Genomic DNA, 23,147 nt, shown 5'->3' with positions numbered 1-23,147 from the left:
ACTTGACGGCTCACGCAACCGTCGAGCACCTGCTCCCTGGGCAGCTCGCGGGCGGCGGTGGCCAGCCAGCGGGTCGGGTGGGGCTCCAGTCGCTCGTCACGGAGGGCGCGGCCCGCGCCGTCGGCGTCGAAGACACGAGGCAGCAGCACGGGGGTCAGCGGGTCAGCGGCCACGCTCAGCGCGGCCAGCCAGGCGGCCACCAGCGGGTCGTGGTCGGGCGGCACGGCGCCGGACTCACGCAGCAGCGCCACGGCCAGCGGCGCGATGCGGTCGGCGGGACGGCGCACCCGCTGGGCCAGCCGGACCGCGACATCACGACGCCACTCCCGGGGGCGGGTGGCCGCCACCCGGCACACCTGGGCGACGTCGGGGTCCTCGGCCCAGCGGCGGTTGACGTCGCGGCCGGTCATCCACGTCACCGCGGCCGCCGGGCCGGTGATGACGCCGACACCGGTCAGCAGCAGCGCGCCGGCCAGTCTGTCGAGCAGGTCGCCGACCTCCCAGGAGGCCATCTCCTCGAAGTCGTCGGGATGCTGGGCGCGCGCCCGCTCGGTGTGGACACGGCGCAGCTCCTTGACGAGGCCGGGCAACCGCCCGCCTAGCTCGGCACGCTCCTCCTCGGTGAGCGTGACCAGCCGGTCGGCCAGGCGGGTGACCTGGTCGCGGGTGACCAGATCACAGATCTCCGTCCAGAGGTTCATCGGGAGATCTCCACGGCGGCGCGGGCGACGATCCGGGCGGCCAGCACGTGTTTGCACGGCCCACGGGAGCCGCGATGGTCCCACCACCACTCGCAGGTGCAGGATCCGTCGGCCAGCGAGACCCGGCGCGCGCCGCCCGAGGTATGGACGGTGGCCAGCTCGCCTTCGAAGTGCACGGCGCCCGCGTCGACGAGCTTGCGCGCCTTGGCCAGCCGCGGGTTGAGCAGGATCACGTTGTCCTTGTCATAGGGCAGCTCACGGTGGAAGTGGGCGGCCTCCGACAGGTCGTAGCCGACCCGGCCGGCGACGCCGAGCTGCGTCAGCGCGGCCCGCACCCGGTCGGCGGGCATGCCCGCGCGGTCGGCCAGCAGGCCGATCTCGACCTCGGGCTCGAAGTTGAGCAGCATGCCCACCATGTCGGCGTCGTTCTCGGCCTCGTCGGTGGCCAGGTCGTCGAGCACCGCGCCCTCGCCGGAGAAGCCGCGCCAGCGCTCGGGCGAGAGGGTGAGCGTGTAGCGCATGCCGGGGAGCTCCAGCTCCCAGGCGCTGGAGGCGGCGTCGGCCGGGCCGTACACCCGCAAGGACTTCGCGAAGCGCAGCAGCGGCAGGAGGGTGCCGAGCCGGTTGGGGCCGGCGAGCTGGACCGAGCCCGGAACCTGACGGTCGGAGACCTTCAGCTCCCGCCCCGCCTGCGCCACCCACACCGTGCCCTTCTTGGGCAGCCCGCGCAGGAACCGCACCGCCGCCATGCCGGTCAGCTCGCCGCGCTGGTCCATGCCCGAGGCGATGACCTGCACCTCGGCGAAGCCGCGCAACCAGCGCTCGGGCAGCGGCACCTTCTTCTCCACCACCGCGCCGTCCATCGTGGTCACGACCAGCTCGTCGAGCCCGACCCCCAGGTGCAACGGGTCGCGCGCGCCGATGCGCGCCAGCGCCTCCCGGAGCGGCGCGTTCACGTCGACGTTGGTGGTGCCCCGGTCGAACACCTCGCCGTCGAGCGCGCCGTTCAGCAGATCAAGCCGGGCGTACACGCCGCCACAGGCCGAGAACGACTCGAACCGCAATCGGTCTCCATTGCACGTCACCACCGGGTCGCGCACCCAGCCGGGCCGCGCCTGCGGCTGGTGGTAGCGGGCCAGCGCCACGTCGGCGACGCCGAGCAGGGCCGCCGCGGCGGGGGCCGCCTGGGTCACCACGCCGCTGAAAAACCGGGGGGCCACGGCCGGGCCGGACAGGGCCCGCCCGCCGGAGGTCGCCAATCCGAGACGACCGTCGACCAGGGAGGAGGGCGCGGCGTACGTGTACGCCTGCGTCGCTGAAGTCATGGCCGGGACGTTAGATCACCCCACCGACAAACCGTCGCGGCAGATGTCGAGGAGGTGAGAAGTCCCTGTGAACGTCCACGCCCCTCGCCGGATTGACCAGGTCATTTGTCAGGCGAGGGGGACGATGTGCGGCACATCCGCGTCTCCGACGCCGAACGAGGCCGCCCCTGCCGCCCGGCCGCACCGGTACGCTTTTACCGTTCGGCTTTACTGAAACGTGATCACGTATCCTCGACCTTGGAATCTACGTTACAGGGCGATCTCCCCCTCCGCCGGACGCCCCGGAAGTTATCGGCGGGCGGCGAACTGTTCAGCGTTCTGCGGCCCAGGGTCGGTTTTGTCCGGCCCAGTGCCAGGGAAGGGAAGAAGCAGCCCCGCCAAACGCCGGCGTTCCACGGAGGGGTCGATGACGCAACCGCCTAGAAGGACGTGAGCCGCCCGGTGATCCTGCCCGAACCGCGTACCACGATCGAGACCGCCGACATCGAGCGGGTCCGGGGTCTTCTCGGCGGCCCCGACCCATGGGGACGAGGAACCCCGCTCCACCTCACCGCGTCCGCGCTCATCGTGCACCCGCCCACCCTGCGGGTGTTGCTCCGCTGGCACGCCCGCCAGCAGGCATGGCTTCAGGTCGGCGGGCACGCCGACCCCGGTGAGTCCGACCCGTTGCGGATCGCGCTGCGGGAGGGCGCCGAGGAGACCGGGCTGGCCGATCTGAAGCCGTGGCCGGATGGAAGTCCCGTCCACCTGGTGATCGTCCCGGTGCCGGCCGCGCCGCACGACGCCGCCCACGAGCACGCCGACCTGCGCTTCCTGCTGGCCACCGACACGCCGGACATGATACGGCCCGAGAATCCGGACGCGCCGCTGCGCTGGCTCGCGCTCGACGAAGCGCGGAAGTTGACCACGGAAGCCAACACGCGCGAAACCATCGACCGCGCCGCCACCCTCCTCGGCGCATGAGCAAGGCCCCTCGGGAATCGAGACCCGGCAACAGTGTGCCTGCCGAAAACCCCGTCCGCGCGGTTCAATACAGAAGCTCATGACGGCAGGACCTCACCCACCGCTCCATCCTGGCGAGATGGATCCTTTCGCTCGAATCAAGATCTACGAATGCGGTACCGGGAGGCGTTCTCCGTACGCGAAGGCCGGAGAGGGGCCTCGACCGGGCGGGCGGTGAAGAGCATGATGGCCTGATGTCGTACGCTGACGCCTTCGCCCGCAGCATCGCCGATCCCGAGGACTTCTGGGCGGAGGCGGCCGAGGCCGTCACCTGGAGCAGGCCGCCGCGCGAGGTGCTGGACGCCGGGGCGCCGCCCTTCTACCGATGGTTTCCCGACGGGGAGCTGAACACCTGCCACAACGCGCTGGACCGGCACGTCGAGGCGGGGTACGGCGACCGGGTCGCGCTGATCCACGACAGCCCGGTGACCGGCACCGCCAGGCGCTACACGTACGCCGAGCTGCGTGACGAGGTCGCGAGGTTCGCCGGGGTGCTGCGCCTCCTGGGGGTGGAGCAGGGCGACCGGGTGGTGGTCTACATGCCGATGGTGCCCGAGGCGGTGATCGCGATGCTGGCGTGCGCGCGGCTGGGGGCGGTGCACTCGGTGGTGTTCGGCGGGTTCGCGCCCAAGGAGCTGGCGGCCAGGATCGACGACGCGCGTCCCAAGGTGGTCGTGTCGGCCTCCTGCGGGATCGAGCCCACCCGCGTGGTGCCGTACAAGCCGATGCTCGACGCCGCGCTCGGCCTGGCCCGGCACCGGCCCGCGCACTGCGTGATCCTCCAGCGCGAGCAGGCCCCCGCCGAGCTGGTGGAGGGGCGGGACGTCGACTGGGCGAGCGCGAAGGCCGAACCCGCCGGATGCGTGCCGGTGCGGGCGACCGATCCGCTCTACATCCTCTACACCAGCGGCACCACCGGCCTGCCGAAGGGCGTCGTGCGCGACAACGGCGGGCACGCGGCGGCGCTGCTGTGGAGCATGGCCAACGTCTACGACATCGCGCCGGGCGAGGTGTTCTGGGCGGCCTCCGACGTCGGCTGGGTCGTCGGGCACTCCTACATCGTGTACGGGCCGCTGCTGCGCGGCGCCACGACCGTGCTGTACGAGGGCAAGCCGGTCGGCACCCCCGACGCGGGCGCGTTCTGGCGGGTGATCGCCGAGCACCGGGTGAACGCGCTGTTCACCGCGCCGACCGCGTTCCGCGCCATCAGGAGGGCCGACCCCGAGGCGGCCCTGCTCGGCGGGTACGACATCTCGTCGCTGCGCACGCTGTTCCTGGCCGGGGAGCGCCTGGACCCCGACACCTACCACTGGGCGGCGGGCAGGCTGGGCGTGCCGGTCGTCGACCACTGGTGGCAGACCGAGACCGGCTGGCCCGTCGCCGCCAACCTGCGCGGGCTGGAGCCCATGCCGGTCAAGCCGGGCTCCCCCACCGTGCCCGTCCCCGGGTACGACGTGCGCGTGCTGCGCCCCTCGGGCGACGAGTGCGCCCCCGGTGAGGAGGGGGCGATCTGCATCCGCCTCCCGCTCCCGCCCGGCACGCTCCCCACGCTCTGGCAGGACGACGAGCGTTACGTGAGGTCCTACCTGTCGGCCTTCCCCGGCTACTACCTGACCGGTGACGGCGGCCACCTGGACGAGGACGGCTACCTGTTCGTGATGGGCCGCACCGACGACGTGATCAACGTGGCCGGGCACCGATTGTCGACCGGGTCCATGGAGGCGGTGCTGGCCGCGCACCCGGCGGTGGCCGAGTGCGCGGTCATCGGGGTCGCCGACGAGCTGAAGGGGCAGGTGCCGCGCGGCTTCGTGGTGCTGAAGAGCGGGGTGGAGATCGACCCGGAGACCCTGCGGGCCGAGCTGGTCCTGGCCGTCCGCGAGCAGGTGGGCGCCGTGGCGGCCTTCAGGCAGGTGGACGTGGTCCCGGCCCTGCCGAAGACCCGGTCGGGGAAGATCCTGCGCAAGACCATGCGCGGCATCGCGGAGGGCTCCGACGAGCCCGCTCCCTCGACCATCGAGGACGCGACGGTGCTGGACGTGCTGCGCCCCATCATCGGACGCCGCACCACCGTGGACGGCTAGGTCCCGGCGGGCGGGGTCACCCTGTTTCGGCATTCGTATCGGGCAGGCCTATCTCACCGGGGATATATAGATCACTGAAGTGATGGTTTCGCGGCCTGTCAACCGTTCCTGTCATCCATCGTTGACCTCGCCGGCAGGAATTCCGGGAAGTCACCCCGGGTTTTCCGGAAAATTCACGCGACGCCCACCACCCCCATCGATTTGCGGACGCTCGGCATCATCACGGTCACAATCAATTCCCCTTTACGGCTTATCGCGCCGTTTCGTCGTTAAGGTTTTATCGTGGCGAATGACGCGGGCAGGCTGGTCGCCGGGCGATATCGGCTGATGGACGTGCTGGGCCGCGGCGGGATGGGCACGGTGTGGCGGGCGCGGGACGAGAGCCTGCACCGCCAGGTGGCGATCAAAGAACTCACCCTTCCCGATCACCTGGACGTTCCCGCGCGCGAGATGCTGTACAGGCGGATGCAGCGTGAGGCCCGCGCCGCGGCGCAGCTGAAACATCCGGCGATCATCACCGTTCACGACCATGTCGTCGAAGCCGACGGCCGCCCGTGGATCGTGACGGAGATCATCGACGGGCCCTCACTGGACGAGGTGCTGAGAACCCGGGGGCGCCTGCCGCCCCAGCGGGTGGCGGCGATCGGCGGGCAGATCCTCGCGGCGCTGACGGTCGCGCACGCCGCCGGGATCACCCACCGCGACATCAAACCCGCCAACGTCCTGCTCGAAGGTGAGCGGGTCGTGCTGACCGACTTCGGGATCGCCGCCGTCGAGGGGGACGTCACCCTCACCGCCGCCGGTGTCACCCTGGGCACCCCGGCCTTCATCTCTCCCGAGCAGATCAACGGCCATCCCGCCACCGCGGCGTCGGACCTGTGGTCGCTGGGCGCCACCCTGTACGCCGCGGTCGAGGGCCGCCGGCCGTTCAGCGGCACGACGCACGGATCGATCTACGTCTCGATCGCCACCCGGCCGCCCGCCCCGCCCGTGCACGCCGGTCCCCTGGCCCCCCTCCTGGAGGGGCTGCTGCGCAAGGACCCCGCCCTCCGCCTCACCGGCCCCCAGGCCGCCGGCGCGCTCGCCGAGATCGCCGCCACCCCGACCCCTGGTGAGTCCTCCACCGGGCCGGGACCGGAATCAGGACAGGGACCGGGACCGGAATCAGGACGGGGACCGGGACCGGAATCGGGACAGGGACCGGACGACGGCGACACCCGGATCGCCGACCGCCCCGCTCTCCCCACACCGGCTCCGCCCCCGCCGACCGAGCCGTACGCCACCGCGCACCAGGAGGTAGGCCAGGAGGTACGGCCGCCCGTCACCCTGTCGTTCACCGCCGTGTCTCCCGCCTCCCCACCCACCACCTCACCGCCCGGCCCCCCGCCGGCCGTCACCTCGCCCGCGCTCGCGTCCGCGGAGACCACGGCGCGCACCCCCCGGCACCGGCTCCGCCCGGTGGCCGCCGTGGCCGCGGCGCTCCTGGCCACCGCCGCCACCGTGGCCTACCTGCTCTGGCCCGCGACGGGCCCGGCGAAGGTGACCGCCGTCGCCCAGCTCAGGGGTCACACCGAAACGGTGAACGCGGTGGCGTTCAGCCCGGACGGCGAGACGCTGGCCAGCGGTGGCGGCGACGGCGCAGTGATCATGTGGAACGCGCGGACCCGGCGGCCGATCGGCGACCCGCTCACCGGCCACACCAGGGCGGTGCAGGCGATGGCGTTCAGCCCGGACGGCGGGCTCCTGGCCAGTGGCGGCAGCAACAACGAGGGGACCGACCCCGGTGACCACACGGTGGTCCTGTGGGACACGCGGACTCGCCGGCCGATCGGCGACCCGCTCACCGGCCACACCAACTGGGTGGAGTCGGTCGCCTTCAGCCCCGACGGCAAAACCCTCGCCACCGGCAGCAGCGACAAGACCGTGATCGTGTGGGACACGCGGACCTGGCAGCCGATCGGCGACCCGCTCACCGGCCACAACGACTGGGTGCAGGCGATCGCCTTCAGCCCCGACGGCAGGACCCTCGCCACCGTCGGCGACGACATGACGGTGATCGTGTGGGACACGGCGACCTGGCGGCCGGTCGGTGCCCCGCTCACCGGCCACACCGGATCGGTGCTGTCGGTCGCCTTCAGCCCCGACGGCAAAACCCTCGCCAGCGGCAGCGGCGACAAGACCGTGATCGTGTGGGACACGGCGACCCGCCGTCCGGTCGGTGCCCCGCTCACCGGCCATCCGGGCGAGATCCACACTCTCGCGTTCGGCCCGGACGGCGACACCCTGGCCGTGGGCACCGGTTCCGTCGTCCGGCTGTGGGACACGCGGACCTGGCGGCCGATCGGCGACCCGCTCACCGGCCACACCGGATCGGTGTGGTCGATGGCGTTCAGCCCGGACGGAGAGACGCTCGCCACCGCCGGCGAGGACCGTCAAGTGATCATGTGGGGCACTTTCTCGCCGTCCGGCGCGGGCACGGCCGTCCCGTGGCCGTGGCCCGCCGGAGCGGGCGTGCTCGTCGTGGCGGCGGCGGGAGCGCTGGTGATCCGGCGACGCCGCGCCGGGCGGGCTTCGGCCCGGGAGGCCACCGAAGCGTGAGCTTCCGAATCACTCAGAGGGGACACCAGGCGTAATTCATGTCTGCGGGCCGTGCCGTTCATCCTTCAGGCGTTTCCACCCCAGGTCCACCGCTGGGTGCATCTGGATGTTGCCGGGGTGCGCCCCGAAGTTGCCGATCTGGGGCAACGTCGCCGCCCTCGCCCCGGGCGCCTGAACGACGAGACCGGCCAGGACGGCGATCACCGTAGTGATCACCGTCCCGACCCCGATCGGCACCGGTTGGTGCCTTCTCATGAGATTCGGCTCCCTACCTAGCCCTGGGTCCAGGTCCACTTCTGGTTGTTGCCGCCCCAGCAGGAGTAGGCCTGGAGCTGGGTCCCGTTGCCGGTGCCGGAGTTGACGGCGTCCAGGCACAGGCCCGACTGGACGCTCACGATCGAGCCGTCCGAGTTGATGCGCCATTTCTGGTTGTCGCCACCCCAGCAGGTGTAGATCTGCACCTTGGCCCCGTTTCCGGTGCCCGCGACGTCCAGGCACTTGTTGCCGGAAACCCGGAACTCCTGCGCGGACGTGTAGGTCCACTGCTGGTTGGAGCCGGAGTGACAGTCCCACAGCTGGAGCTGGGTGCCGTCGGTCGTCGAGGAGTTCGGCACGTCCACACAGCGGCCGGACGCCACGTTCCGGATCTGCCCCCCGCCTCCCGGGGTCGGCGTGGGCGTCGGGGTGGGCGAGGTCGGCGTGGGCGTGGGGTTGGGGGTCGCGCTGTTGAGCGAGCTCAGGACGGAGTTGTAGGCGGCCTTCTTGTTGCCCGAGCTGTCGAAGAGCAGGGGGCTGGTGTTGGCGCCGAGCCAGGAGTCGCTGTCGCGGACGCCCCACACGGTGATGCCGGTGCAGCGCGGCACCGCCAGGCAGTCGTTGGTCACGCTGGCGTAGGTGCCGGCCGAGCCGCCCTGGATGTCCAGTTCGGTGATCTGCACGTCGACGCCGAGGGCGGCGAAGCTCTGGATGGTGGTGCGGTAGTTGCTGTTGTAGGGGCTGTTGCTGTTGAAGTGCGACTGCAGGCCGACGCAGTCGATGGGCACGCCGCGGGACTTGAAGTCGCGGACCATGTTGTAGACGCCCTGGGTCTTGGCCCAGGTCCAGTTGTCGATGTTGTAGTCGTTGTAGCAGAGCTTGGCGGCCGGATCGGCGGCGCGGGCGGTGCGGAAGGCGACCTCGATCCAGTCGTTGCCGGTGCGCTGCAGGTTGGAGTCGCGCCGGCCGCCACCGCTGTCGGCGTAGGCCTCGTTGACGACGTCCCAGGCGTAGATCTTGCCCTTGTAGTGGGCCATCACGCCGTTGATGTGGTCGATCATCGCCTGGCGCAGGGTGCTGCCCGACAGGGACTGCATCCAGCCCGGCTGCTGGGAGTGCCAGGCCAGGGTGTGCCCGCGTACCCGCTTGCCGTTCTGCACGGCCCAGTTGTAGACGCGGTCGGCGTTGGTGAAGGTGAACTGGCCCCGGTTGGGTTCGGTGGCGTCGATCTTCATCTCGTTCTCGGCGGTGATCATGTCGAACTCGCGGTTCGCGATCGTGGTGTACGCCGAGTCGCCGAGCTTGCCCGCGGCGATCGCGGTGCCGAAGTAGCGCCCGCTCTGCTGGGCGGCGGCGGCCAGCGTGCTCGCGGCCGCGTCAGCAGGAACCGACGCCATCATCGCCGCACCTACGACGATCGCGGTGCCAACGACGATGCTCCTGCGGAGGACACCGAAATGTCGGTACGCAGATGACGCTGAAGCTTTCATACCCATGCCTGACTCCATACTGAAATCACGGATAGAGGGAATGTGGGGAACCCGGCGAACGACGCCGCACCCCGGTCGGAGGCGCACACCACGACGGCGTGATGACCGGCGGCCCTCGCCGATCACCACATCAGCCAGGGCCGACCGCCTCGGAGACTTAGTGTGGAAACGTAACCGAAATATGTCAACACCTGTACGAAATTTTCGGCTCCGCATAGCAGTTCGCTGCTGCCTCTAGCCGGTACGACTGAGCCGTTAAGGGATGTCTTCTCCCAAGTGAGCCGGGGGAAGTTGCCAGATAACGCAGCTTGAAAATTTCACTTTGCGTCCGCAAGTTGCGGACACGAGGAGTGCCGGCACAGGCGAGCGACACCTTCTCGGCATGGTCGGGCACGGAGAGCTACCGCCCCTTGACGAAATCCGGTCCTGCTGTATTTACTCACCGCTATCACCACCGGAGACGTCAGATTCCGAAGGGAGGCCGCACTGCGGAATGAGGTGCCTAGCGGATTCCGGACACCTGGCGCGAGCCCCGCCGCGGGTAATCCGGCCGGTTGAGGCGGAGTATTACGCCGAGTCGTGTTCGCGGCGCGCCGTGATGTGCCCGGTCAGTTTCTCCCAGTTGCCGGACCCGATCGCGGCCTTTTCCTCGTGGGTGAAGGGTGCCTGTTCGAGGAACGAGCGGGCGACCCCGTTGGCGGTGTCGAGGAAGGGGAATCCGCCGGGTCGGGTCCCGAAGGTGTAGGGGTAGTCGGTCGAGTACATCATGCGCTCGGTTCCGACGACCTCCGAGGTCCACCTCATGTAGCGCTCGCTGACCGTGCCGCTGCCGCAGACCCAGAAGTTCTGCGTGAAGTAGTCGGCGAGCGGGCGCTCCAGCTTGGCGTTGTGCGCCATGACCCCGGTGTGGTCGAGGTAGAACAGGACGACCTCGCCCCAGTGTCCTGCGATCACCTGCAATCCGGGGTGCCGGTCGAAGACGCCGGAGAAGATCATCCGTAGATACTGGACACCCAGGTCGTAGTACCAGCCCAGGCCCGCCGTCGCGAGCCCCATCCCGGTGCTGCGCGCCGGCCCGACTCCGTCGCCCAAGCCCGAGTAGTAGGCCTTGAGAACCTCGGGGACCGGAGTCTGGGGATGGAAGTGCAGCGGCACCTGGAGGCGCTCGGCCGTGGCGTACAGGTCGTCGAACTCCGGGGCGTCGGCCAGCTTGTCCCCCGTGCGTCCGTACAGCATCGCACCGGGGAGGCCGAGCCGGGTCACCGCGCGTTCCAGTTCGGCCGCGGCGACTTCGGGCGCCGCGGTGGGGATGGCGGCGAAGGCCTGGAACCGGTCGGGTCGCCCGGTGACGATCTCGGCCAGCGTGTCGTTGACCTCGCGGGCCACGCTGACGGCGTCTTCGGGCGCGAGGTTGTGCACGCCCGGTGAGGCCAGGGACAGGACCGCGACATCGATGCCCTGGTCGTCCATGTCGGCGAGACGCGCCTCTCCGAAGTCCCGCAGCCGCCGCGCGAAGGGTTCGTCGCCGAAGCCGAGCTGCGGGATTGGCGGCACACCCGCCTTGGCCCACGCGTCGAGCAGCGAGGGCGGGGCGATGTGTTCCTCGAGTGCCACGATCTTAATCTTGTCTGGCATTTCGCACTCCTTCACCCTGCTGTTTCCATTGGAATCATTATCACCGTATCACTGGAACTATCAACGGAAACGCAAGCACGGTATCGTTGGAAAATGACATCGAGTTCACCCGGCGGGGACGGCGTGGCCGTCGTCGAATCCGACACCGCGGCCCTGGGCCGCGAGCAGCTCCGGCAGCGGATCACCGAGGCGGCAGCCGACCTGCTGGCGCGCGAGGGCCGCGACGCGGTCACCACTCGCGCGGTCGCGGTCGCGGCAGGAGTACAACCACCGGCCATCTACCGCCTCTTCGGCGACAAGGACGGGCTGCTCGACGCGGTGGCCGAGTACGGCTTCGCCAGGTTTCTCAAGACCAAGCACACCGCCCCCGATCCGCAGCATCCCGTCGAGGACCTGAGGGCCGGCTGGGACCTGGCGGTCGAGTTCGGCCTGGCCAACCCCGCGCTGTACACGCTGATGTACAGCGAGCCCACGAAAGAGACGTCGGCCGCCTTCAAGGTCGGCATGGAGACCCTGATGAGCCGTATCCGACGCCTCGCCGTCGGCGGCTGGCTCCGCGTCGACGAGGAACTCGCGGTCACACTCATCCACGCCACGGCGCGCGGTGCCGTGCTCACCTGGCTGACCCTGCCCGAAGACCGGCGCGACCCGGCCCTGCTGACCACTCTCCGGGAATCCATGATCGCCGCCGTGACCACCCAGGAGCCCGCCGTGCAGGACTCGGGCCCGGCCGGCGCAGCCCGCGCCCTGCGCGCCGCACTGCCCGAACAGACGACCCTCAGCAGCGCGGAACAGTATCTGCTGACCGAGTGGCTCGACCGCCTCGCCGCCGACGGCTGAGCCCCGCGCCGCAGGTTCGTCTACCTGCTTCAAGGAACGCGGCGTTAGGAGACCTGTTCCCGTTCCCCGGCCTTCACCGGGTTCGCCACCTCGGCCCCGCGCCTTCCGCCGGGGAGCAGCCGGGCGATCTGCTCGGAGCGGCTCGCGACCAGCGGGCCCAGCAGGGCGAGGATGAGCACGTACCCGGCGATGAAGGGGGCGAGCCTGCCGTCCAGCCCGGCGGCCAGCGCCATGGTCGCCAGGACCAGGGCGAACTCGCCGCGCGAGAGCACGGTCAGCGAGATGTTGACCGCCTCCACCCGGCCGAACGCGTTGAGCCTCGCCGCCAGCACCCCGGCCACGACGTTGAGCAGCACCGTGACCAGCACCGCGATCGTGATGGGCCAGGCCACCGACAGCATGTCGCCCGGCTCGATGGACAGGCCGAAGGCGAAGAAGAACAGCGCGGCGAAGGCGTCCCTGAGCGGGTGGACGAGCTGCCGGATGCGCGGGGCCGCCTTGCTGGAGCTCAGGATGAGCCCGATCATGAAGGCGCCGATGGCGTCGGAGACGCCCAGTTCCTCGGCGATCCCGGCGGTGAAGATCGCCAGGCCGGTGAACATCACCACCAGCAGTTCCTCGTCCCTGGTGGTGACCAGCTTGTCGACCAGCCGCGTACCCCACCGCGCCAGCGCGGTGAGCGCAATCAGGAAGGCGAACGCCTTGCCGAAGGAGATCGCGGCGGCGCCGAAGCTGTCGGCGCCGCTGAGGACCGGCTGCAGTACGGCGAGATAGAGCGCGAGGAAGACGTCCTCGACGACGATGATCCCGAGAATGAGGCGGCTCTCGGGGTTACCGAGGCGCCCCATGTCGACCAGGAGCTTGGTCACGATCGCCGAGGAGGAGATGCCGATCACCCCGGCCAGGACCATGGCCTCCCTGGTCCCCCAGCCGACGGCGAACCCGAAGGCCAGGCCGCCTCCGACGTTGAGCACGATGTAGCCGACCCCGGCGAACACCAGGCGCCTGCCTCCCGCCACCAGGTCGTCGAGGGAGAACTCCAGGCCGAGGTAGAACAGCAGGAAGATCAGGCCGAGCGCGGCGATGACCTTCAGGTCCGCCGGGTTCTCCACGAGGGCGAGACCGGGCGTGTGCGGGCCGAAGATGATGCCCGCCAGCATGAACAGGGGGATGGTCGGCAGCCCTATCCGGGTGCCGAGCCTGGCGATGATCCCGGCGGCGAGGAAGGAGCCGCCGAGCGCGACAAGAGCGTCACCCAGTGCCATGCGGCCCTCCCCCGAAGACGATCGCGGGCATGGCGAACACACATTCGTGGAACATGGAAAAACCTCCGTCAAACGATCTCGGGCAGGAACTTCTGCTGATCGCTTGACGGGGGCGCTCGGGGAGAGCTGTCGTCGTACAGGCTGTGCGTGGCCGGGACCGGCCAGGCGGGCAGCGGCGCGATCCTCGCCAGGGGGCCGGGCGGCGCGAGGCCGGGGCCCGGCGGGCACAGGTCGCAGGCGGGTGAGTGGGGGGTCGCGGGAGCGAAGCCGACCCCGCTGGCCAGCGTGATCGCGGCCCCGGGGGCGGCGGGATGGTCGGCGGGCCCCGGCAGCGGGGCGTACACGAAGGCGATCAGGGAAAGCAGAAGGGCCGCGACCGTACCGGCGACCCTTCGCGACAAACCATGCCCTAACGTTTCGTGGAACCTTCTACCATTTTATCAGGCTTCTTCGAGCGCCCCTGTGGCACCAGGTACGCCCACTGCCAGAGCGTCTCGACGGGACCGCGTTCGAAGCGCCGCAGCCACAGCGTGGACAGCGTCATGAAGAGCGCGCAGATGCCCGCCCAGGCCGCCAGGACCCACCACGGCCGCAGGCCGTCGAACGTCGCGGCCAGGCCGAGCCCCCAGCCGTAGCAGAGCGCCGACGCGACCAGGTTCTGGAAGATGTAGGAGCTCAGGGCGGTACGGCCGACGTTGGTCAGTCCTCGCCTCAGCGGGCCGGGGGCGCCGGTCGCCCGCCGCGCGAGGGTCGCGACGAGACCGAGCAGGCCCAGCGCCACCAGCGGGGGCAGTAGATACCGGTCCACCAGGAACCAGCCGGGACCGGCGAAGGCTGTGACCAGGTTCAGCGGCAGGGCCACGGCGAGTCCGGCGACCATGAGCCTCCGGCGCAGCGTGGCGCCCCGCGCCGAGTCCTCGAACACCCCGGCGCGCATCAGCCGGGAGCCGAGCAGGAACAGCACGATGCCCATCGGGACGATGAGGACGATCTCGATCCGGTAGAGGCCGATCATCTCGATCCGGGCGGCGACCTGCTGCGGGTAGGTGCCGTCGGTGAAGAGCGTGGACGGCTCCGGCCCGCCGCTCACGCTCGCCTGGCCGGAGAGCATGCCGAGGGTGATCAGGGCGATCAGCGCGGTGAACACCGTCCCGACGGTGATCATCCACGCCTTGACCGCGCGGTCGCTCCTGCCGATCAGGTACGCCACGATGATCGAGGTCAGCGCGTAGGCCATGAGCACGTCGAACTCGAAGATCAGCAGGTAGTGGATCAGGCCCTCGACGAACAGCAGCCCGGCCCGCCACAGGTACCAGCCGGGCCACGGCACGCCACGGCGCGCGGCCGAGCGGTACTGGAGTTCGAGCCCGACCCCGAAGAGCAGGGTGAGCAGCGCGAGGAACTTGCCGTTGGTGAGGAAGCGGAGGAAAGTCTCCACGGTTCCCGGCTGCCCCAGCGCGGCGATGACGTCGGCGGGGCCGCCGGGATCGGTGAAGATCCAGATGTTCGTGCCCAGGGTGCCGACGATGGCGATGCCCCTGAGCAGGTCGAGCACTTCGATGCGGCGATTTGTCACGCCTTCCACGATCCCGTCCCGCGGGCCCGCGGACATCGTCACGCAGGCCCATCCGGGGCGTACATCGATGTATGTACCGGGACCGGACCACCGGACCACCGGGCCGCGCGGACAACCCGGCCCGGACACCGGAACCGGGCCAGACCGGACCGGCCGGGCCGGGCCGGACGTCGTAACCGGGCCAGACCGGACCGGACCGGACGCCGGAAACGAACCGCAGGCGCGGGCTCGCGAGGGCCGCCCGGCCCGCTCCGGAGACGAGCCGCGACCACCGCCGGAACGGGAAGCCCGGTCAGTCGCCGGAGACGATTCGGGCGTGCAGCCGGGCGGCGGTCGCCGGGTCCCAGCCGAACGCCTCCCGGCCGGCCAGCCACGCCGCCGCCCCCGCGCCGTCGCCCGCCAGGACCGTCGCGGGCCCCAGCCTCTCCCGTACGGCGGAGGCGACCGGTCCCTCGCTGGTCAGCACGCTCCCGGCCAGCACGATCGGGCTCGTCTCGCCCGCCTGGCGGACCTCGGCCACCGTCTCGCAGAGCAGCCGGGCCCCGGTGGAGACGATCTTCAGGGCGGCCGGATCGCCCTCGGCCGCCGCCCGGCTGACGAGGGGGGCGAGCCGGGCCAGTTCCAGCGGGGGACGCGACTGCGCGTGGACCACCAGCCTGATCGCCAGTGCCCGCAGCTCCTCCACCGTGCCCGCGCCACCGCCCCCCATCTCGCCGATCCCGCGCCGGGCCGGGGAGGGGCCCCGGCCGCTCGCGCCCTGCCCCGCCGCCCGGTCCCCGCTCCGGGGGGGCCGGGACTCCTCGGCCGCCGGGCCGGAGCCCTTCACGCCCCGCTCCCCGGACGCGGGTGGGCCGCCCGGTGAGTGGCGCGCGGCGGGGGCGGGTGAGCCGCCCGGTGAGAGCCGCGCGGGACCGGGAGGCAGTGGCTCGTCCTCCAGCAGGGCGCCCACGACGAGGCGGGTGAGCCTGCCGCCCGCGTCGCCCCGGCTGAGGGCGTGGGCGGCGGCACCGGCCGCCTCCCTGCCCAGCCAGAACCCGGAGCCCTGGTCGCCCAGCAGCCAGCCGAGCCCGTCGGCGATCATCACCGGCTCGCCGTCCTCGATCCTGGCGGCGATCGCCCCGGTCCCGGCGATGAGCGCGGTGCCGCGCGGTGCCGCCGTACCGGCGGCGAAGGCGATGCCCAGGTCGCCGGTGAGCCGGGGCGGGACGCGCAGGCCGGCGGCTGCCCACATGGGGTCGAAGACCAGGCGGTCCAGCGCCCCGCCGCCCGCCAGCCCGATGACCGCCCCCGTCACCAGGCCCGGGTCGATCCCGCGCAGGGCGAGCTCCAGTGCCAGGCCGATGTTGGCCACGGCGACGGCGTTGCCGTGGGCCGCGGGATTGCCGCCCGGCGCCCTGCCGTACCCGGCCCGCCGCCCCGAGGCGTCGAGCAGGAGGGCCCGCGAGGAGGTCCCGCCGACGTCCAGCCCGAGGACGTACATCGCGTTCAGAGGTGCTCCCCGAAGAACGCGGTGACGGCCTCGACAGCCCGCGTGACGTGCGGCTCGGCGTCGTAGAGGTCGATGTGCAGCTTGGCGTCCAGCCAGACGAGCCTCTTGGGCTCGTCCATCCGCCGGTACGCCTCCTCGGCGCCCTCCGGCGAGCAGAAGCGGTCGACCACGCCGTGCACGATCAGGCCGGGCTTGGGCGACAGGAAGTCGGCGCCCGTCATGTTGTCCAGGGTGATCAGTTCGCGGATGGAGGCCCGGGTGACCTCGTTGCGCCAGTGCTCCGAGGCGCCCCTGGAGGTGCCGTAGTAGGCGAACGGCTCGTCGCCCGGCATCGCCGCCTCCCCCTCCTCGGCCACCGCGGGCAGGTACTCCACCTCACCACCCCCGTCCTGACGCTCCAGCACCTCCGTGAACGAGGCCAGCGCCTCCCGGTACCCGGAGGGCGTCATCCCGGCGCGCATGCCGTAGGGGTTGTTGTAGGCCCCCGCGATGCCCGCGAACGCCTTCACCCGGGGGTCGAACGCGGCGAACTTGAGCGCGTAGCCCCCGCCGAGACAGATCCCGACCGCGCCGATCCTGCCGCCGTCCACCTCCGGGCGCGAGCGCAGCAGCGAGACCGCGGCCCGCAGGTCCTCCAGCTTGCCCTGGGCGTCCTCGTGGTTGCGCGGCTCCCCGCCGGACTCTCCCCAGTTGCGGTGGTCGAAGGCCAGCGTCGCGTATCCCGCCTCGGCCAGCCGGGCGGCGTACAGGCCGGTGACCTGGTCGCGGGTGCCGGTGAACGGGCCCGTGAGGACCAGGGCGGGGTGCGGGCCCGGCGTCGCCGGGATCCGCAGATCGCCGAAGAGGGTGATCCCTCCGGCGGTGAACTTCACCTTTTCGGACATGCCCCAAGTCTGTACGGTCGGTGCGGCGGAAGCCAGCGGCTTCCCCGGCGCCACCCTGCCGCCACCTGCCGCCACCTGCCGCCACCTGCCGCCGCCTGCCGCCCCCGCCGTCCACGACCGCCCCCGCCCGCTCGTCCGGCCTGAGCCGGGAGCGGGCGGGGAACGGCCTTCTAGGACCTCCCCGGGATCCCTTGGACCTTTTTGGGGCTGTTTGAGACCCCGGAAAACCCTCGGTCCTTAGGAGTCGAACCCGAGACCCATCCGGTCCAGGGTGCGCAGCCAGAGGTTGCGGCGTCCCTGGTGCAGGTCGGCCTGGGCGATCGACCAGCGGGTCATCTGGATCCCGGCCGAGCGGACCGGCTCGGGCGGGAACGGGACGGGCTTCTCCCTGACCATCCGGAGCTCGGTCCGCTCGGTCCGCTCTCCGGCGAGCAGGTCGAGCATGACGTTCGCCCCGAACCGGGTCGCGCCGACGCCCATGCCGGTGTATCCGGCGGCGTAGGCGAGGCGCCCGCCGTGCGACTGGCCGTAGAAGGCGCTGAACCGGCTGCAGGTGTCGATGACGCCGCCCCACCTGTGGGTGAAGCGCAGCCCGGAAAGCTGGGGGAACGTGGTGGAGAAGTGTTCCGCCAGCTTGACGAAGGTCTCGTCGCGCTGCTCGTACTCGGGCTTGATCATGCCGCCGTTGTAGTAGACCGCGTCGTAACCGCCCCAGAGGATCCGGTTGTCCTCGGTCAGCCGGTAGTAGTGGAACTGGTTGGCCGCGTCCCCGACCCCCTGCCTGTTGTGCCAGCCCACCGAGGCCAGCTGGCCGGCCGAGAGCGGCTCGGTCATCAGCGCGTAGTCGTAGACCGGCACCAGGAAGTGCCTCAGCCGCCGCAGCAGCGGCTGGAACACGCCGGTGCCGAGCGCGACCCTGCGCGCCCTGACGCTGCCGTGCGGGGTGATCAGGTCCAGGCTCGTCGGGGTGTCCTTCATCGTGCGTACCGGCGTGCGCTCGTAGATGCGCACGCCCACCGAGAGGCAGGCCTGCCGGAGCCCCCAGGCCAGCCGGGCGGGGTCGAGCATGGCGCAGCCGTCACGCTCCCAGTGGCCCCCGATGTACGTGGGCGAGTTCACCTCCGCCCGGATCTGTTCCCCGTCGAGGACGTCGAAGCGGGCGCCCAGGTCGCGGGCGACGCCGACGTTGCGGTTCATCTCCTCCAGCTGCCACGGCTCGGTGGCCACGTGCAGCTCGCCGGTGCGCTCGTAGCCGCAGTCGATGCCGTATCCGGCGACCGCCTCGCCGATCTCGTCGAGGTTGTCGACGCCGAGGCGTTCGAGCGTGGAGATCTCCTCGGGCCAGCGCTCCAGCCCGTTGGCGATGCCGTGGGTCAGCGTGGCCATCGCGAAGCCGCCGTTGCGGCCGGACGCCGCCCAGCCGATCCTGCGCCCCTCAAGGAGGACGACGTCGAGCGACGGGTCGCGTTCCTTCGCCATCAGGGCGGTCCAGAGCCCCGAGAAGCCACCGCCGACCACCGCCAGGTCGGCGCCGGTCTCGCCGAAGAGCCGCGCGAGCGGCTCGGGTTTCGCCGGACTGTCGAGCCAGTACGGCTTGCGCTCCGCGTCAGCAAGAGCCTTCAGCGGATCCACAAATCTCACTTCCCTACGTGAGTCAGGTTGCTTTTGTGTGTATCGCGTGGTCATGGAGATCACGCGCGGGTTCCCCCCGCCTGAGTCCGATCTCGCCTCCCTGTTCTCTGCCGGGAATCTGTCTCTGCCGGGATATCGTCCGCCGGAGCCGTTGTCTCCGGGGACCGTGGATCCGGGGATCCGGGTACACCGAAGCCCCGTGCCACCCGGTGAGGGCACGGGGCTCGACGGCGGCCTAGGTGCGGCGGCGCGCGGTGACCGTGTTGACCACGGCGATGGCGACGCCTACCGCGAATATAAGCGTTCCGATGACGTTCACCTGAGGCGGCACCCCGATACGAGTGGCGCCCCAGATCCACAACGGGAACGTCTGGACGGCGCCGCTGGTGAACTGGGTGATCACGAAGTCGTCGATGGACAGGGCGAAGGCGAGCAGCGCGCCCGAGACGACACCGGGCAGGATCATCGGGAAGGTGATCCGCCAGAACGTCGTCCACGTGGACGCGCCGAGATCTCGCGCCGCCTCCTCGATCGACCGGTCGAGCCCGATCACCCGGGCCCGCACGGTGATCGCCACGAAGGAGAGCGAGAACAGCACGTGCGCGACGACCACGGTCGCGAAGCCGGTCTGCACGCCGACGCTGATGAACAGCGACAACAGCGAGGCGCCCATGACGAGCTCGGGCGAGGCGATCGCGGCGAACATCACCAGGTTGGTGGAGCCCTGCCCGCGGAACCGGTAGCGGCCCAGGGCCAGGCCCATGAGCGTGCCGATGACCGTCGTGATCACAGTGGAGAGCACGGCGATCTTGAGGGAGTTGAACACCGCCTCAAGCAGCTGGGGGTACTCGTCCAGGCGGCCCCACCACTGGAGGGTGAAGCCCTGCCAGGTCACGTTCGACTTGCTCTGGGTGTCGTTGAAGCCGAACACGATCATGACGACGATCGGCAGGAACAGCCAGGCGAGGATCAGCCAGACGTAGCCGAAGAGCAGCCGGTCACCCAGCCGCCTGCCGCGGCGCGGGGACCTCCGCCCGGCGGGCGCGTCCGCCACCGGGGCCTTCGTGACGTCGATGGTGCTCATCGGGCCGCCGCCTCCAGGACGTTCTCGGTGCCGAGCGCCTTGGCGTAGGCGAAGATGCCGACCAGCATCGCCGCCATCAGCGTGAACGACAGCGCGGCGGCGGTCGGGTAGTCGTTGTTGACCAGATACTCGAGCTGGATGATGTTGCCGATCATCGTGTTCTCCGGGCCGCCGAGGATGGCCGCGTTGACGTAGTCGGCGGTCATCGGGACGAACGTCATCAGCACCCCGGCGAACACGCCGGGCAGCGAGAGCGGCAGCACGATCTTGGTGAACGCCTCACGCTTGGCCGCGTAGAGGTCCTGGGCGGCCTCGACCACCTTGGGGTCCACCCGCTCCAGCGCGACGTAGATCGGCAGGATCATGAACGGCAGGTAGTTGTAGACCAGCCCGCCGATCACCGCGGACGTCGTCTGCAGCACGTGGAAGCCCTCGGGCAGCAGCCCGGCCGACTTCAGCGGCCCCAGCAGCATGCCGTCGTCGGCGAGCAGGAACTTCCACGACACCGTGCGCAGCACGAACGAGACGAAGAACGGCAGCAGCACCAGCAGCAGGTAGGTGGACTTGCGGCTGCCGCCCTTGAAGGCGATCCAGTAGGCCATCGGGTAGGCCAGCGCGATGGAGATGACGGTCGCGGCCAGGCCGTACCCCGCCGAGCGCAGGAACTGCGTCTGGTACTGCGACAGGGCGTCGCCGTACACCGCGAAGTTGAACGTCTGGACGAATCCGTCGACCACGTTGCCCTCCTGGGTGGACACCGAGGCCATGAAGACCATCGGCACCACCAGGAAGATCGCGAGCCAGAGTCCGCCGGGCAGGATGAGCAGGTAGGGGGCGAGGCGTTTCACCGGCCGATGGCCCCTTCCGGGCTGATTCGCTCTCTCATCCGCCTAGCCCTGCGTGATGGGCTGGAAGATGTCCTCGAAGACCTTCTCCTCCGCGGAGTTCAGCGTCTTGTACGACCGCAGCTTGGCCATGTCCGCCTCCGAGGGGAAGATCAGCGGACTCTCGGCGATCTGCTCCAGTGCCTTCTTCTCGTCGCCCTTGGCCTTGGCGGCGTCGGCGAGGACGAGGTCCTTGGCGGAGGAGACCGGCGTGATGAAGTTGATGTACTCGACCAGCATCGTGGCGATCTTGGGCTGGTAGACGTAGTCCATCAGGGTGAGCGCGTCGACCGGGTTCTGCGCGGTCTTCGGGATGCACATGTTGTCGGTCCAGATCGTGCCGCCCTCGTCGGGCACCACGAACCTCAGGTCCTTGCCCTCGGCGATCTGCTGGAAGATGTCGCCCGACCAGGCCATGGTGATCCAGATGTCGCCCCTGGCGAGGGCGTCGACGTAGTCGTTCTCGTAGTACTTGCGCACGAGACCCGCGTCGCGCTGCGCCTTGAGCTTCTCCCCGGCCTTCTTCCAGTCGGCCTCGGTGGACTTGTCGGGGTCGATGCCCAGGGCGAACATCCCGAAGTTGGCGACCTCCTGGGTGTCGAGCATCATGCCGACCTTGCCCTTGTACTTGGGGTTCCAGAGGTCCTGGATGCTCTTGACCTCGTCCACGTACTTGGGGTTGTAGGCGATGCCGGTCACGCCGACCGTCCACGGGATCGTGTGGGCGTTGTTGGGGTCCCAGGTGGGGTTCTTCACCGCGGAGCTGGCGTTGGCCGCGAAGTTCGGCAGCTTGGAGTGGTCGAGGGGGACGAGGTAGCCCAGTGCGATGGCCTTGCTCAGCTGGAGGCCGTTGGTCAGGACCATCAGGTCGTAGCCGATGTCGTTGCTGGCGGCGAGCAGCGGCTGGACCTTGCCGAAGAACGTGCTGTTGTCCTGGATGGCCTCCTGGTAGGCCACCTGGATGCCGGTGTCGCCGGTGAACAGCTCCAGCGAGGGATACCGCTTGCCGTCCTTGTCGATGTAGAGCGGCCAGTTGGCGAAGCGCAGCGTGCCGTTCTTCTTCTTGGAGCCCCAGTACTCGGCGACGGCGTCCCTCGGGGGGACCGCCGCCACCTTCTTGCCCTGCACGCCGCAGGCCGCGAGGGCGAGACCGGCGGCCGACAGACCGCCGAGGCGGAGGGCGTCACGGCGGGTGACGGAGCGGCTCTGCGTCATGCCTCGCAGAAAGGCGGGGTTCGTGCGGGGGTCCATTTCGGGCTCAACTTCCGATCGCGTACGAGTGGTGCGGCAACCACGACAGCCAGACGGCGTCGTCACGCTCCGCCGTGCTCGTGCTGTCGAGTGCGTTCTGCTGGAAGACGGTCACCTCTGCGCCGTGGGCCAGGCAGACCGTGTAGCTGGTGTAGAGGCCCAGATAGACCACCTCTGAGACCGTGCCTCGCACGACGCTGAGGTCCCCGGTGGGCTTCTCCGTGGTAATCCTGATCTTCTCCGGGCGCACCGTGATCGCGATCGGCTCCCCGGCCCGGAACGATTCGCCCTCGGCGAGGACGTGGTCGTCGTCACCCAGCTTAAGCACCGCGAAGCCGGACTGGAAACGGTCGACGGTGCCGCTGAGCAGGTTGGACGTGCCGATGAACCCGGCCACGAAAGCGGTCGCGGGCCGCTCGTAGATCTCTCTGGGGGTGCCGAGCTGCTCGACCATGCCGTCGTTCATGACGGCGATGCGGTCACTCATCGTGAGCGCCTCGCTCTGGTCGTGAGTGACGTACACGAAGGTGATGCCGACCTCGCGCTGGATGCGCTTGAGCTCGATCTGCATGGCCTGGCGGAGCTTGAGGTCGAGGGCGCCGAGAGGCTCGTCCAGCAGGAGCGCGCGGGGGTTGTTGACCAGGGCGCGGGCGAGGGCGACCCGCTGCTGCTGGCCTCCGGACATCTCTCGGGGGCGGCGTTTCTCGCGCCCGGTGAGGTCGACGATCTCCAGGATCTCGCCGACCCTGCGCTTGATCTCCGCGTCGGCGACCTTCTTGCGCCGCAGTCCGAACGCGACGTTCTCCCAGACGTTCATGTGCGGGAAGAGGGCGTACGACTGGAAGACCATGTTGACGTCGCGCCTGTTGGGCGGGACGTCGGTGACGTCCTGGCCGTGCAGCCGTACGTTGCCGCGCGAGGGATCCTCGAACCCGGCGATCATGCGCATGGTGGTGGTCTTGCCACACCCCGAGGGGCCGAGGAGGGAGAAGAACTCCCCCTCGGCGATCGACAGGGTGACACCCTTGACCGCCTGGACGACCTCGCCGTGGGAGACATACTCTTTGACGACCCCGTCGAGTTCGATTGCGGGCACGTGGGGCGAGTGGGAGACGGCGTCGGCCGTCTCCGTGCCCGCCTGGATTTCGGTCATGC

19 protein-coding genes are annotated in these 23,147 nt (G+C 70.2%); 5 read left to right on the top strand and 14 right to left on the bottom strand.

Features of this window, described 5'->3' with window-relative positions:
• Positions 1 to 2 precede the first annotated feature (2 nt).
• Positions 3 to 602 (top strand): hypothetical protein, encoded by a 600-nt coding sequence (locus OG587_RS16885; protein ID WP_329091364.1) that lies wholly within the window; start codon positions 3 to 5, stop codon positions 600 to 602.
• A 95-nt stretch (positions 603 to 697) separates the two neighbouring features.
• Here OG587_RS16885 and OG587_RS16880 read toward each other — a convergent pair whose 3' ends face one another.
• Complete coding sequence (locus OG587_RS16880) at positions 698 to 2,026, bottom strand: SWIM zinc finger family protein (RefSeq protein ID WP_329091363.1); 1,329 nt, start codon at positions 2,024 to 2,026, stop codon at positions 698 to 700.
• A 429-nt stretch (positions 2,027 to 2,455) separates the two neighbouring features.
• Between OG587_RS16880 and OG587_RS16875 the strand changes: the two genes are divergently transcribed.
• From OG587_RS16875 to OG587_RS16865, 3 genes are all read left to right on the top strand, one after another.
• Positions 2,456 to 2,989: an NUDIX hydrolase gene (locus OG587_RS16875; protein ID WP_329091362.1), complete on the top strand. Its 534-nt coding sequence runs from the start codon at positions 2,456 to 2,458 to the stop codon at positions 2,987 to 2,989.
• A 233-nt stretch (positions 2,990 to 3,222) separates the two neighbouring features.
• Entirely contained in the window at positions 3,223 to 5,109 is a 1,887-nt protein-coding gene (locus tag OG587_RS16870) for a propionyl-CoA synthetase (protein WP_329091361.1), read from the top strand.
• A gap of 282 nt (positions 5,110 to 5,391) precedes the next feature.
• Positions 5,392 to 7,707: a WD40 repeat domain-containing serine/threonine protein kinase gene (locus OG587_RS16865; protein ID WP_329091360.1), complete on the top strand. Its 2,316-nt coding sequence runs from the start codon at positions 5,392 to 5,394 to the stop codon at positions 7,705 to 7,707.
• 36 nt (positions 7,708 to 7,743) lie between these two features.
• Here OG587_RS16865 and OG587_RS16860 read toward each other — a convergent pair whose 3' ends face one another.
• The 3 genes from OG587_RS16860 to OG587_RS16850 all read right to left on the bottom strand — a co-directional run bounded on the left by OG587_RS16860 (position 7,744) and on the right by OG587_RS16850 (position 11,087).
• Complete coding sequence (locus OG587_RS16860; RefSeq protein WP_329091359.1) at positions 7,744 to 7,962, bottom strand: hypothetical protein; 219 nt, start codon at positions 7,960 to 7,962, stop codon at positions 7,744 to 7,746.
• Between the two features lie 17 nt (positions 7,963 to 7,979).
• The gene (locus OG587_RS16855) at positions 7,980 to 9,362 is read right to left on the bottom strand and encodes an endo-1,4-beta-xylanase (RefSeq protein WP_329091358.1); all 1,383 of its coding nucleotides are present in this window, start codon (positions 9,360 to 9,362) and stop codon (positions 7,980 to 7,982) included.
• 657 nt (positions 9,363 to 10,019) lie between these two features.
• Complete coding sequence (locus tag OG587_RS16850) at positions 10,020 to 11,087, bottom strand: amidohydrolase family protein (protein WP_329091357.1); 1,068 nt, start codon at positions 11,085 to 11,087, stop codon at positions 10,020 to 10,022.
• Positions 11,088 to 11,180: 93 nt separating this feature from the next.
• Here OG587_RS16850 and OG587_RS16845 point away from each other — a divergent pair, with 93 nt between their 5' ends.
• Positions 11,181 to 11,927 (top strand): TetR/AcrR family transcriptional regulator, encoded by a 747-nt coding sequence (locus OG587_RS16845; RefSeq protein ID WP_329091356.1) that lies wholly within the window; start codon positions 11,181 to 11,183, stop codon positions 11,925 to 11,927.
• A gap of 44 nt (positions 11,928 to 11,971) precedes the next feature.
• On the opposite strand, the gene OG587_RS16840 is transcribed toward OG587_RS16845, so the two are convergent.
• The 10 genes from OG587_RS16840 to OG587_RS16795 all read right to left on the bottom strand — a co-directional run bounded on the left by OG587_RS16840 (position 11,972) and on the right by OG587_RS16795 (position 23,145).
• Positions 11,972 to 13,192 (bottom strand): cation:proton antiporter, encoded by a 1,221-nt coding sequence (locus OG587_RS16840; protein ID WP_329091355.1) that lies wholly within the window; start codon positions 13,190 to 13,192, stop codon positions 11,972 to 11,974.
• 68 nt (positions 13,193 to 13,260) lie between these two features.
• Positions 13,261 to 13,593 carry a hypothetical protein gene (locus OG587_RS16835; RefSeq protein WP_329091354.1) on the bottom strand — a complete coding sequence of 111 codons (333 nt, stop codon included), beginning with the start codon at positions 13,591 to 13,593 and terminating at the stop codon, positions 13,261 to 13,263.
• Between the two features lie 8 nt (positions 13,594 to 13,601).
• Positions 13,602 to 14,768: a DUF418 domain-containing protein gene (locus OG587_RS16830; RefSeq protein ID WP_329091353.1), complete on the bottom strand. Its 1,167-nt coding sequence runs from the start codon at positions 14,766 to 14,768 to the stop codon at positions 13,602 to 13,604.
• 292 nt (positions 14,769 to 15,060) lie between these two features.
• Positions 15,061 to 16,248 (bottom strand): N-acetylglucosamine kinase, encoded by a 1,188-nt coding sequence (locus tag OG587_RS16825; RefSeq protein WP_329091352.1) that lies wholly within the window; start codon positions 16,246 to 16,248, stop codon positions 15,061 to 15,063.
• A gap of 5 nt (positions 16,249 to 16,253) precedes the next feature.
• On the bottom strand, positions 16,254 to 17,141 hold the full coding sequence (locus tag OG587_RS16820) for an alpha/beta hydrolase (protein ID WP_329091351.1): 888 nt from the start codon (positions 17,139 to 17,141) through the stop codon (positions 16,254 to 16,256).
• A gap of 237 nt (positions 17,142 to 17,378) precedes the next feature.
• Positions 17,379 to 18,773, bottom strand: a complete 1,395-nt coding sequence (locus tag OG587_RS16815; protein WP_329093886.1) for an NAD(P)/FAD-dependent oxidoreductase — start codon at positions 18,771 to 18,773, stop codon at positions 17,379 to 17,381.
• 235 nt (positions 18,774 to 19,008) lie between these two features.
• Positions 19,009 to 19,857, bottom strand: a complete 849-nt coding sequence (locus OG587_RS16810) for an ABC transporter permease (protein WP_329091349.1) — start codon at positions 19,855 to 19,857, stop codon at positions 19,009 to 19,011.
• A complete protein-coding gene (locus tag OG587_RS16805; RefSeq protein WP_329091347.1) occupies positions 19,854 to 20,705 on the bottom strand; it encodes an ABC transporter permease in 852 nt (283 codons plus the stop codon). Before OG587_RS16805 ends, OG587_RS16810 begins: the two co-directional genes overlap by 4 nt.
• A gap of 42 nt (positions 20,706 to 20,747) precedes the next feature.
• Positions 20,748 to 21,956 (bottom strand): polyamine ABC transporter substrate-binding protein, encoded by a 1,209-nt coding sequence (locus OG587_RS16800; RefSeq protein WP_329091345.1) that lies wholly within the window; start codon positions 21,954 to 21,956, stop codon positions 20,748 to 20,750.
• A gap of 43 nt (positions 21,957 to 21,999) precedes the next feature.
• On the bottom strand, positions 22,000 to 23,145 hold the full coding sequence (locus tag OG587_RS16795; RefSeq protein ID WP_329091343.1) for an ABC transporter ATP-binding protein: 1,146 nt from the start codon (positions 23,143 to 23,145) through the stop codon (positions 22,000 to 22,002).
• Positions 23,146 to 23,147: the final 2 nt, after the last annotated feature.

The organism is Streptosporangium sp. NBC_01469 (assembly GCF_036227305.1).
GTDB lineage: Bacteria > Actinomycetota > Actinomycetes > Streptosporangiales > Streptosporangiaceae > Streptosporangium.
The sequence above is the reverse complement of the archived record's forward strand: the minus strand, read 5'-3'. Positions and strand labels throughout refer to the sequence as shown.